This is a genomic window from Mangrovihabitans endophyticus, from assembly GCF_014646155.1.
GTDB classification, from domain to species: domain Bacteria; phylum Actinomycetota; class Actinomycetes; order Mycobacteriales; family Micromonosporaceae; genus Actinoplanes; species Actinoplanes endophyticus.
In genome coordinates this window covers 141,660-152,518 of record NZ_BMMX01000007.1, presented here as the reverse complement: position 1 = coordinate 152,518, position 10,859 = coordinate 141,660, and the positions used below count along the sequence as shown (strand labels likewise).

The 10,859-nt window shown below is 71.2% G+C and carries 14 protein-coding genes; 9 read left to right on the top strand and 5 right to left on the bottom strand.

Going from position 1 to position 10,859, the window contains the following annotated elements:
* Positions 1 to 16 precede the first annotated feature (16 nt).
* Together IEY73_RS11755 and IEY73_RS11750 are read left to right on the top strand one after the other, a co-directional pair.
* Complete coding sequence (locus IEY73_RS11755) at positions 17 to 379, top strand: hypothetical protein (RefSeq protein ID WP_229715763.1); 363 nt, start codon at positions 17 to 19, stop codon at positions 377 to 379.
* The gene (locus tag IEY73_RS11750; protein WP_189079189.1) at positions 376 to 1,269 is read left to right on the top strand and encodes a hypothetical protein; all 894 of its coding nucleotides are present in this window, start codon (positions 376 to 378) and stop codon (positions 1,267 to 1,269) included. The genes IEY73_RS11755 and IEY73_RS11750 overlap by 4 nt, the downstream gene beginning before the upstream one ends.
* Before the next feature lie 42 nt (positions 1,270 to 1,311).
* On the opposite strand, the gene IEY73_RS11745 is transcribed toward IEY73_RS11750, so the two are convergent.
* Positions 1,312 to 1,722, bottom strand: a complete 411-nt coding sequence (locus IEY73_RS11745) for a YbaB/EbfC family nucleoid-associated protein (protein WP_189079188.1) — start codon at positions 1,720 to 1,722, stop codon at positions 1,312 to 1,314.
* A 121-nt stretch (positions 1,723 to 1,843) separates the two neighbouring features.
* Between IEY73_RS11745 and IEY73_RS11740 the strand changes: the two genes are divergently transcribed.
* Positions 1,844 to 2,344, top strand: a complete 501-nt coding sequence (locus tag IEY73_RS11740; RefSeq protein WP_189079187.1) for a hypothetical protein — start codon at positions 1,844 to 1,846, stop codon at positions 2,342 to 2,344.
* A gap of 39 nt (positions 2,345 to 2,383) precedes the next feature.
* Here IEY73_RS11740 and IEY73_RS11735 read toward each other — a convergent pair whose 3' ends face one another.
* Positions 2,384 to 3,133: a maleylpyruvate isomerase family mycothiol-dependent enzyme gene (locus tag IEY73_RS11735; protein WP_189079186.1), complete on the bottom strand. Its 750-nt coding sequence runs from the start codon at positions 3,131 to 3,133 to the stop codon at positions 2,384 to 2,386.
* A gap of 205 nt (positions 3,134 to 3,338) precedes the next feature.
* Entirely contained in the window at positions 3,339 to 3,920 is a 582-nt protein-coding gene (locus tag IEY73_RS11730) for a hypothetical protein (protein WP_189079185.1), read from the bottom strand.
* 205 nt (positions 3,921 to 4,125) lie between these two features.
* Here IEY73_RS11730 and IEY73_RS11725 point away from each other — a divergent pair, with 205 nt between their 5' ends.
* From IEY73_RS11725 to IEY73_RS11710, 4 genes are all read left to right on the top strand, one after another.
* On the top strand, positions 4,126 to 4,953 hold the full coding sequence (locus IEY73_RS11725; protein WP_189079184.1) for an SDR family oxidoreductase: 828 nt from the start codon (positions 4,126 to 4,128) through the stop codon (positions 4,951 to 4,953).
* A gap of 183 nt (positions 4,954 to 5,136) precedes the next feature.
* Positions 5,137 to 5,451 carry a type VII secretion target gene (locus IEY73_RS11720; RefSeq protein WP_189079183.1) on the top strand — a complete coding sequence of 105 codons (315 nt, stop codon included), beginning with the start codon at positions 5,137 to 5,139 and terminating at the stop codon, positions 5,449 to 5,451.
* Between the two features lie 59 nt (positions 5,452 to 5,510).
* Positions 5,511 to 6,710: a WXG100 family type VII secretion target gene (locus tag IEY73_RS11715; RefSeq protein WP_229715762.1), complete on the top strand. Its 1,200-nt coding sequence runs from the start codon at positions 5,511 to 5,513 to the stop codon at positions 6,708 to 6,710.
* 2 nt (positions 6,711 to 6,712) lie between these two features.
* Positions 6,713 to 6,943, top strand: a complete 231-nt coding sequence (locus tag IEY73_RS11710; protein WP_189079181.1) for a hypothetical protein — start codon at positions 6,713 to 6,715, stop codon at positions 6,941 to 6,943.
* Here the strand turns inward: IEY73_RS11710 and IEY73_RS11705 are convergent.
* A complete protein-coding gene (locus IEY73_RS11705; protein WP_229715761.1) occupies positions 6,940 to 7,899 on the bottom strand; it encodes a helix-turn-helix domain-containing protein in 960 nt (319 codons plus the stop codon). The two genes, IEY73_RS11710 and IEY73_RS11705, sit on opposite strands and share 4 nt — an antisense overlap.
* 82 nt (positions 7,900 to 7,981) lie before the next feature.
* Here IEY73_RS11705 and IEY73_RS11700 point away from each other — a divergent pair, with 82 nt between their 5' ends.
* The gene (locus IEY73_RS11700) at positions 7,982 to 8,842 is read left to right on the top strand and encodes a glycoside hydrolase family protein (RefSeq protein WP_229715760.1); all 861 of its coding nucleotides are present in this window, start codon (positions 7,982 to 7,984) and stop codon (positions 8,840 to 8,842) included.
* Between the two features lie 13 nt (positions 8,843 to 8,855).
* Here IEY73_RS11700 and IEY73_RS11695 read toward each other — a convergent pair whose 3' ends face one another.
* The gene (locus tag IEY73_RS11695; protein WP_189079178.1) at positions 8,856 to 9,743 is read right to left on the bottom strand and encodes an MBL fold metallo-hydrolase; all 888 of its coding nucleotides are present in this window, start codon (positions 9,741 to 9,743) and stop codon (positions 8,856 to 8,858) included.
* 82 nt (positions 9,744 to 9,825) lie between these two features.
* Here IEY73_RS11695 and IEY73_RS11690 point away from each other — a divergent pair, with 82 nt between their 5' ends.
* Entirely contained in the window at positions 9,826 to 10,713 is an 888-nt protein-coding gene (locus tag IEY73_RS11690) for a LysR family transcriptional regulator (protein WP_189079177.1), read from the top strand.
* Positions 10,714 to 10,859: the final 146 nt, after the last annotated feature.

The following is a 10,859-nucleotide window of genomic DNA, read 5'->3' as shown; positions in this document are numbered from 1 at the left end:
TCAGGGCGGTGACACTGTGGACGAGCGGCTGGAAAGCCTGTGCCTGCGTCTGGCCGGGCCCGGCGACCCGCTCGCGGAGCCAGGGCCGATGCACGACCTGGCCGCCCGCATCGCCGGCGACGTGCGGGCCGGGCGGGAGGACCTGTCCGACGAGCTGGATTCCTTGGAAGACCGGCTTCTCGCCGCCGGGTATGCGGCCGGGCTGAGCTCCGCCCGCAGCCCGTACGCGCCGGTGCCCGGCCTGGGCGACGGGCACCCGCCGCTGACGGTCCTGGCGTGCCCGGCGGGGCGTTGCACCCGGGTGGAGCCGCCCGCCGACCCGCCGCCCCTGTGCGCCGTCCTGCGCCGCCCGTTGGTCAGGGTGCGGCTCGGCCCATGACCAGGTTCATCGAGACCCTGGCCGGCAAGATCGCCGATCGCTGGATGACGATGCTCGTCGTGCCGGGCGTGGTGTACCTGGTCGCGGTGTTCGTGGCGGCGCGTCTCGGCCACCGGCGCTGGTTCGACCTGGGCTCGCTGCGGGCCGACGTGACCCACCCGGTGTGGCGTGACCCCGGCACCGCGGTCCTGCTCCTGGCGTTGATCCTGGCCGGCGCCGCGGCGGTCGGCGTGCTGGTGCAAGGCTTGGGGGCGTTGTTCGTGCGGGTGTGGCTGATGCCGGCCGTCGGCCCGGCCGTCCCGTTGGCCGCACGCCGGGCACGCGCGTGGGACCGGGCGGACGCGGAATTCCGGTCCGCACTGGTGGCCGCCGGACGCGCCCAGCTCGCCGCCTCGGCGGACGCGGCCGACCTGCGCCGGACGGCGTCGGCGCTCGCCGCCCGGCGCGACCGGACCGCCCTGGCGCGGCCGCAGCGTCCGTTTTGGATGGGCGACCGCATCGCGGCGACGGACACGCGGGTGCACGAGAAATACCTGCTGGACCTGGCGAGCGCCTGGCCCCGCCTGTGGCTGGTGGTGCCGGAACCGGTACGGGCCGAGTTCGGGCACGCCCGATCGGCGCTGACCCGGCAGTCGTGCCTGGCCGGGTGGGCGTTGGCGTACGCGACGCTGGGCGTCCGGTGGTGGCCGGCGCTGGTCATCGGGGCCGTGTGCGGCGTGACGGCGTGGACGCGGGCGCGGGCCGCGGTCGGGGTACTGGCGGACCTGGTGGAATCGGCGGTGGATGTGCACGGACGCACCTTGGCCGCATCCTTGGGTGTGTCCTGCGAGGGCGTCCTGACCAAGGAGACGGGCGCCCAGATCACCGCAATCACCCGAGCGGATCCCTGACCTCCCGCGCCTGTGTCCCGCGCCCTCCTGCAGCCGACGTGCTCACCGGGTATGGCGATCCTGCGGATGATCGCCATGCTCGCCTTCCGGCGGAGCAGGGAACCGCGCCTCGTACGAGTGGATCACCGCTCTGCCGGTCTCCGTGTCCACCCCGACGGTCTGTCGGACCTGCTCGGCGACCTGCGCCGACAGCCGGGCCTGCGCGTGCCGGATCAGCGCCATGACCCGTCCGCTCAACTCCGCTCCGCTGGACTGGAGCGCGCGATCGCCGATGTCGAGCGTCCGGAGCTGGCCGGACGGTCCCACGGCGACGGTGATGGATCCGTCGCGGCTGCGTGCCTCGCCGGTCAGGAGGGACACCCGCCGGGACAGCTCCACGGCGCGGGACGCTTGCGCATCGACACCGGCCACCCAGGAGTCGAGCCATTCCTCGGCGGCATCGACGTCTCGCATGCAGCCAAACTTAGGATTGTCGATGGGCGGGCGGCAACGGCATCGCCCGTGAGTGGCACACATCCAAGCGTCCAGCGATGAGATACTGCGCTAGTTCTTCTGACGATGCTGCGCCACCACAATGGAGCTGGAAACGGACCAGAGGCAGACCATGTCCTCGCCGTCCGACCTGCCGGAGCTGTTCCGGAAGGCCGTCGACGACGGGTGGGTGTCAGATCAGCGTGGTGCCTGGCTGATGCGTCACTTCCGGGCCACCTATTTCGGGTCGCCGGAAGCGTTCAGGGACGTCACCGGGTATGAGGCCGCGGTCAACGGTCGCGGCATCCCCGATCTCGACCTGGCGAGCCGCGGCACGGCGCGAGCCGCGGCGTTGGCCCGGCGCGGAGCCACCTTCGCGCGGGCGGCGCTGCACCGCCTCAACGCCGACTACCCGGATCACCCGCCCGCTTCCGCATACGTTTCGATCAGTGAAGTAGACATGGATGACGAGGTGGTATACGTCGGAGATGTGACTTTCGTGACGACGCACCACGGTGAGCCGCCTTACCTGGAAGATGTCGAGGGGCTGACCGCCAACGCAGTGCTGGTGATCGACTCAGCCGAGTGCGTCGACCCGAGCTGACCCGGACGGGCTCAGCCATAACGCGCTCCGGTCGCGTCCTCAACTCCAGGTGACCGCCGCCGCGCCGCGCCACGCGCCGAGGGCCGTCGGGTCGCCCTCGAAGGCGAAGCCGTCCAAGCCGGTCCGGTTCCACAGCAGCAGGTAGAGGTCCGTCGCGCGGCCGCGCACCGCGAGCGTGGCCGGCTCGGCGCCGTCGGCCACATGCAGCCCCTCGCCGTCCAGGCGGATCGTCCAGGCCGCGTCGACGTCGGTGCAGGACAGCGCGATGGTCGTGGGCGGATCGCCGATGATCCGTTCGGGACGGCGTGCGAAGAAGGCGCGTAGCAGTTCCTCGACGCCGTCGACGGCGAACTCTGGCGACCAGGTCGGCGTGGTGCCGGTCGCGATTTCCACGTCGGCGCGGTGGACAGCGGTCTCGTGGGCCTGCCGCCGTGTCCAGAAGGCCAGCGACGATGGTGCGGGCAGGAAGCTCCAGCAGGTCAGGGCCGGGTCGGCGGTGGCGAGCAGGTCGACCAGGGTCTGATGCCCGGACCGGTACCACTCGATGAGCGCCTCGTCGTCGACCTCGGCGAAGAACGTCTTCTCCTCGGCGGTGGGGAACGGCTTGGGCCGCCCCTCGCGCACGTGGCCCGCCGCCCAGCGGTGGACGCCGCCGAGGTGCAGCAGCACGTCGCGGACGCGCCAGCCGGGGCATGGCGGCACCATCGCGTCCAGGCCGGCGGCCTGAGCGGCATCGGCCACCATCGGCCCGTCACGTCGCAGCATCGCGAGATGTTCGTCGATCCGCATGCCGGGATCGTGTCACGACGCCTGCCGCCCGCGCAGCCCGGTCGAGCGTCGGGACGGCAGCATCTGGACGGCGCCTGCCTCTGGACGAGGCCGAGATCTCCCGGTTGGCCACCGGTGGCGTCCGGGTCTTCCTTCGCGCGTACGGCCGGGGGAGCGCCGATTCCGCACGGTGAGCGGGCGTCGGGTGGCGTCGAGGGATTCGGCGTCAGGAGCTGGCGGGGATGTCCGTTCCGAGCTGGTCCACGACCGGGTCCGTGATGTCATTGAGCTCGCGGACCAGCACGACGACGGCCCTGCGAGCGGTCGCCTCGACGTCGTCGGTGTCGGGACCGTCCGGCGCGGGCGGCAGGTCGTCCAGCCGCACCGGCGCCTGAATCCGCAGCGAGGCGCGCAGGTGCGGGTTGCGGGTGAGATCCCGGTCGGTGGGGTCGACGTACTGCCCGAACGTCTGCGGCCACTCCCTCCAGCCGCGGTCCCGCTCCCACTGCCGGCTCCACGTGAGCTGGGCGGGCAACGGCGAGACCACCGCCACGTCGCAGGTCAGACCGCCGTCCCAGGCGTTGCGCGTGCAGACGGCGGAAACCACGCGACGGTGCCATCGGACGAATCCGGGTTGCAGCGTGGTGGCGATCCGCCACGCGGCCACGGCGAACGCCGTCGGCGCGATGTCGCCCCACGCTTCGGCGAACTCGTCAAGATGCCGGCGTACCTGATCGCCGTACCGGCTCTGTCCGGCCTCGGCATGCTCGCGGTCGAAATTCTCGTCGATCCAGAATGTCCGCTGCATCGGTGCCTCCCCCGTTCGACTCGCTGACGCAAGCGTAGGCCGACGGGGAACTGTGCGCCTCGTCACGCGGGAAGAGTTCAATCCGCGACGGAATGGCCTTGATGAATGCTGCCACAGTGGCGACGGCGATTCATTCCGACATTCTGCCGAAGCTTAGATAGTTCGGAGACGACAGTCGAAACAGGAGAGACGGGGAGGCAGTGCGTTGACATATCTGGTTACCGGCGCCACCAGCGGCATTGGCAGGGCGACCGCCGTCCGGCTCGCGGAACGCGGGCATGACGTGATCGCCGGAGTGCGGCGCGTTGCCGACGCGCCGTCGCACCCCCGCATCCGCCCCCTGGCCCTGGACGTCACCGACGCCGCGCAACTGGCCGCGGCGCGGGAGGAGGTCGGGCAGCTCCAGGGACTCGTCAACAACGCCGGAGTCACCTTCGCCGGTCCGATGGAACACCTTCCGCTGGACCGCCTGCGGGAACAGTTGGAGATCAACGTCGTCGGGCTGGTGGCGGTGACGCAGGCATTCCTGCCCGCGGTCAGAGCCGGCCGCGGGCGGATCGTGATGATCAGCTCGGCCGGTGGCCGGGTCACCACGCCCCTGCTCGGGGCGTACAGCGCCTCGAAGTACGCCGTGGAAGCCATCGCCGACGCGCTCCGCCGGGAGCTGCGGCCGTGGAATCTGCCGGTCGTGGTCATCGAGCCGGGCAGCTTCAAATCCCGCAACCGGGACGGCACCGAGGAGGCGGCACGAGCCGACCGTGCGCACATGGGCGAGCTCGCCGAGAGCCGGTACGGCCACGCCATGGACGCCCTCACCCGGTTCAACCGGAACGTGGAAGCCCGTGCGGGCGATCCGGAACAGGTCGCGGCGGTCGTCGAGCGCGCGCTCACAACCGGTCGCCCGCGGGCGCGCTACCTGGTGGGAAACGACGCTCGCGCGGTGGTCGCGATGGCCAGGTTCCTGCCGGTCCGGACGATGGACGCCATGCTGTGCAGGACCATGGGCATCCACGAGCACACGCCACATCCATAAGCGGCGGCTGTCAGAAATCCGCTCGGTCGGCCGTCGAACCGGACCGCACAGGCGCTTGTTCGCTGTCACGTAGCGACGACTCGCTGCCATGAGCCTCGAACGTGTTGCGGAGGAGCCGGTGTTGATCCGTTGGTACGCCTTGAATCACTTTCCCGGGCTGCGAGACGACAGTGGTGAGCATCGGTGACCGGGACGGCAAAGCAATTCCAGGTCGGCCCGGACGACTTGATGGTGCATGCACGCGCGGTGGACGCCGTCGGTGACGGTCTGGGAGCGGCGCGGCAGGCCAGCGTGGTGCTGCGAATGGACGCTGGGGCGTACGGGCAAATCTGCCACATCATCCCGGACCTGCTCAACGGTCTGCAGACCAGGATGATCGACGGAATCGCAGCGGCCGCGGACACCGCACACGACACGGCGGATGCACTGCGGTCAGTAGCGGACGGTTACGCGTCAGCGGACCGAGCGATCTCCGATCAGTTCCGGAACCTTCGGTGACCTCGCCGAGTCCGCTGGTAGCACCTCGTGCCGAGGTCGCCGTCGATCCGTGGGCGGGCGTGTGGCTCGCGGAAGACATCCAGGTCATCGTCCACGGCGTCCGGAACGGGAATTGGATCGAGGCGTCGCTGGGTGGCGTCGCCGGAAGTCTGGACGCGCTGGCTTTCGTCTCCGATCCGGTCGGCTCGCTGCTGCAATACGCTGTCGCTTGGATCATTGAGCATGTTCGACCGCTTTCCCAAGCCCTGGATTGGCTCGCCGGTGACCCGGCCCAGATCGCCGCCCACGCCCAGACCTGGCGTAACGTCGCGAGCTCGCTGAGAGATCAAGCGGACGACTGGGATCGTGCAGTGCGTTCGGATACCTCGGAGTGGACCGGTATCGCCGCCGATGCGTACCGGAAATGGGCCGGCCGGCAGAACGGTGCCGTCGCGGGCATGGCCGAGGCCGCCGGTGCGATGGCCGCGATCACCGAGACGGCCGGGATGCTGGTGGCGGGCGTTCGGATGCTGGTACGTGACGCCATCGCCGTGCTGGTGTCTCGGCTGATCACGTACGCGGGTGAGGCGTTGTTCTCGCTCGGGTTGGCCACACCGGTGGTGGTGGAGCAGGTGAGCACGCTGTGTGCGGCGTGGTCGGCACGGATCAGCAGGTGGCTCCGGGACCTGATCTCCAGCCTGGTGCGACTGCGGGGAATGGCGGACAACCTTGCGGGCCGGATCGACGCGCTCAGAGGGCTCTTCCGGCGAACCGCGAGGGGGGAAGCGGGGCCGGCGCGCGTGCATGGCGGACATGCCGACCGGCCGAGAGACATCGTCGACTACGAGCGGCAGGAGCGCTGGGCCAACGACGCCTACGACGACATCCGTATGAATCCGGACGCCGACGTCATCGCCGGCAACCTTGGCGACGTCGCGAGGCTCGACGGGTCGACGGGCTTCACGGCGGCGGAGATCGACCGGATCAGACAGCACATCTTCTTCGAAGAACATCCGGTGTCCGACTATGCCGGCGGCATCGTCCACCAACGCTACGACGCCAGCCCGGACATGGCGGACGCCTGGCTGCGACTGCGGTCCGGGCGCGCTCGGCCGGAAGACATCGCGTTGCTGGAACACGAGCTGGCCGAAGCCCGCTACTACGACGCACACCCCGGTGCCACTTACGAGGAGGCCCACCGTGCCGCTAACGAGGTGTCCAACTGGCAGAATCAGATACCCGAGCCGACCTACGAGGACTATTCGGCACCGTGGAGGTAGCTGTGGGCATGATGGTGACCGGGCGCAAGGTTTCCGAGACGCCCGACGCGGTGCGATACGAGTTCGGCCTCGACCGGCAGTTCGACCGGGTTCTGACGATCGACAAGGCCACGTGGCAGGCGAGCGCGGAGGATGGCCGGTTCGATTCGGCGGCGGGTGCGGTCGTTTCGAAGATCAAGCGTGCCTGGCAGGAACAGGGCGAATTCCCGCCCGGCGTCGTCTTCGCCAGTTAGCGAACGCGGAACGCTCGGCGGTACGCGGCCGGGCCGACGCCGCGGCGCGCCGAGAAGTGGTGGCGGAGGGTGTCGGCGCTGCCGAAGCCCGACCGCGTGGCCACCGCTTCCACCGGCAGGTCGGTGCTCTCCAGGAGTTCCTCGGCGCGGCGCAGCCTCTGGTCCAGCAGCCAGCGGCCCGGTGTGGTGCCGGTCGCCGACCGGAACCGGCGGGCGAAGGTGCGCGGTGACATCAGCGCTCGGGCCGCCATCTCCGGTACGCCCAACGGCGCATCGAGCCGGGTCTGCGCCCAGTCGATGAGGTCCGTGAGGTCGTCTCCCCGCCCTCCGCGCCCCGCCGGGAGCGGCGTCTCCACGTATTGTGCCTGCCCGCCGGAACGATGCGCCGGCATCACCATGCGCCGGGCCAGCGCGTTCGCCACGGTCGAACCGTGCTCGTCCCGGATCACGTGCAGGCAGGCGTCGATCCCGGCGGACGCCCCGGCGCTGGTGAGCACCGGACCGTCCACGATGTACAGCATGTCCCGCTCGACTCGTACGGCCGGATGGTGTGCGGCCAGCCGATCGGCGAACTGCCAATGGGTCGTGGCCCGGCGCCCGTCCAGCAGGCCGGCCTCCGCCAGGACGAATGCCCCCGTGCACACCGACATCATCCGGGCTCCCCGAGCGGCGGCGTCGCGGAGCGCCTCGATCACGCCGGGCGGCGCCGGAGCGTCGAGCCGCGGCCAGGCCGGCACGACCACCAGGTCGGCGGCGGTGAGCGCGGGCAAGCCGTGCCGGACGTGGACGGCGAAGCCGGACGTGGTGGGGACGTCCCCGACGTCCGGGGCGCACACGGCGAAGTCATAGGTGGGCAGGCCCTCGTCGGACCGGTCCAGCCCGAACACCTGTGCCACGATGCCCAGTTCGAAGGCCGCCGCCTCGGTGCCGAGCAACGCGACCACCGTACGGATCACGGACCCATTTTGGCAGCAAGTTCCCGGCCTGGGGCAGTCCTGCCGCTGACGGTCGCGCACCGGGCGGTCGAGGATGGCGGTCATGGCACTCACCGGTTTTCCGCTTCCCGGCTCGGGGCCCGCAACGGTCGCGGTTGCGGCGCCCGGTCCCGGGCCGCAGCGCTGGTCGGGCGCCTCCAGCGCGGCGCTCGACGACGACGGCTCCGTCGTGCTGGCCTACCGGGTACGCGACGAGGCGACGGATCGCAACGTGCTGGCCCGCTCGGCCGACGGCGAGCATTTCACCGTGGTGGGTGTGGTGGAGCCCGAGCGGCTCGGCGCGGCCATGGTGGAGCGCCCGGCTCTGGTGCGGGTCGAGGCGGGACGATGGCGGATGTACGTCAGTTGTGCCACGCCGGGGACCAAGCACTGGTGGGTTGGGGTTCTGGAAGCGCCCGACGTGGAGGGGCTGGCGACGGCGAACGTGCGCCGGGTGTTTCCGGGCGACGCGGGTACCGGAGTCAAGGATCCGGTGGTCCGGTTCGACGGTCGGCGCTGGCATGCGTGGCTCGGCTGTCATCTGCTGGACGTGCCAGGCGCCGAGGACCGTATGCGGGCCGGGTACGCGACGAGCGCCGACGGGTTGGCGTGGGACTGGCACGGCACGGTCCTCGCCGGGCGCCCCGGTGCCTGGGATGCGCGCGGGGTGCGGGTGACGAGCGTGCTGAACGGCGGGCGCGTCAGTTACGACGGTCGGGCCACGGCGGCGGAGAACTGGTTCGAGCGCACCGGCCTGGCCGCTTCCGCCGGGGCCGGCCCGGCGCTGCGGCCGGTGGCGGATTCGCCGGTCGTGGACGTGCGTTATCTCGATGTGTTGCCGCTGCCGGGCGGCGGTTGCCGGATCTTCTACGAGGCGCGGCTGCCGGACGAGAGTCACGAGCTGCGCACCGAACTGCTCGCGTGACGACGGCTCGGGTTCACGCGTGCTCCGCACACAGGCAGCGCACACCCCTCTCGATCCAGTCGCGCCCGGTCCACTCCGGATGGCGCTCGATCGCCAGGGCCCGCACTTCCGCCACGATGGTGTCCTCGCTCATCGCCGAGTCACGTCGCCGCCAGGTCTCGTCGCGCAGCAGTTCCAGATATTCGCGGACCTCGTCGAGCAGCCGCGGGCCGTCGAGGTCCCCGTGGCCGGGCACCACCACGTCGGGGTGTCCGGCCGACAACCGCCGCATCACCTCGATCCAGCGCAGGCCGGACACGTCGGTGTCGTGCGGCGGAAACCAGGGGAAGATCGCGAATTGTCCGGTCTCCACCAGGTCGCCGGTGAACAACACCCCGGCGTCGGGCACGGTCACCACCTGGTCGCCGAGGCTGTGCCCGCGCCCGGTCGGCCGCAACCGCACCACCCGGCCGCCCAGGTCGAGGTCGTACGTGTCGTCGTAGACCACGTCCGGCGCGACCAGTTCGACGCCGTCCAGCCGGCGGGCCACCGTCTCGCCCAGCCCGCGGAACATCTCCAGGTAGCCGCGCCCCTTGCCGGCCAGGTCGGCCGCCTGCGCCCGGTTGACGACGTACGTCGCCCGGCCGGCGAACGACTGCGCGCCGAACGCGTGCTCGGGATGGAAGTGGGTGGTGGTCAGGTAAAGCCGCCGGCCGCGTGCGTACTCGGTGGCGAACGCGAGCACCCGCTCCGCGTTGTCCGGCCCCAGGCCGGTCTCCACGACCAGCACGGCATCCGTGCCGCCGATGAGGCCGATGTTGGGCACCAGGTCGACGTTGCGGTTGGGCACGACCAGCAGATCGCGGGCGATGTCACGGGCGTCACCGAGGTCGACGATCGGGTCGGGAATCGCGGTAGGCATGCGCCGACTTTCACCGCACCGTGCGTACGGCGTCCAACACCGCTTCTGCACTGCCCATACCGTACGGGTATCGTGCCTGGCGATGGAGCTTCGCCTGCTGCGCTATTTCGTGGCCGTGGCCGATGAGCGACACTTCGGGCGGGCCGCTGCACGGCTGCACATGACTCAGCCGCCGCTCAGCCGTGCCATCCAGCAGTTGGAGGCGGATCTGGGCGTCGCGGTGCTGCATCGCTCGGCCGCGGGCGTCGAGCTGACCGCCGCCGGCGCGGCGCTCTACGACGAGGCGCGTGCCCTGCTGGAGCAGGCCGGCCACGCCCGTGCCCGTGTCACGGCGGCGAGCGGTGCCACGGCGCTGACCATCGGCACGCTCGCGGACAGCGCCGGTGCGGTGGGCACCCGGCTGGCCGCGTCGTTCCGTGAGCGGCATCCCGCGGTGCGGGTGACCGTCCGGGAGGCGGATTTCACCGACCCGACCACCGGCCTGCGCAGCGGGCTGGTCGACGTGGCCCTCACCCGTGCCCCGTTCGACGCCGCCGGCATCGGCATGCGCGTGCTGCGCAGCGACCCGATGGGTGCGGTGCTGCGCAGCGACGACCCGCTGGCGGCCCGTGGCGTGCTGTGCCTGGCGGACCTGGCGGACCGTTCGTGGTTCCGGCTGCCCGAAAGCGTCGACCCGGTGTGGCGGTCGTATTGGTCCGGCGGCGCCGAGCACCGCCCCGGCCCCGTGGTGCGCACCGTCCACGAATGCATGCAGGCCGTCCTGTGGACCGACACGGTGGGCCTGGCGCCTGCCTATCACGCGATGCCGCCGGGGCTGACCGTGGTGCCGCTGACCGACATGCCACCCAGCCGCCTGGTGGTGGCCTGGCCGGACGGCACGACGAGCCCGCTGGTCCGCTCCTTCGTGTCCGCCGCGGCGGCGGCATGGTCGCCGGGTGCGCACCCGGCCGAGGGCGGTCGGGCGGGATGACGCGGGAGGTGCACGTGGCCGAGCCGGAGCGGTGGCGCTGGCCGCTGGGGCACGTGCTGTGGTAAGGCTGGCCGGTGTGAAACGCGGTGATCACTCGCGCCGGCGCGCGACTTGCGCGGCCGGGACCGTGCGCTTGCGTCCGGAAC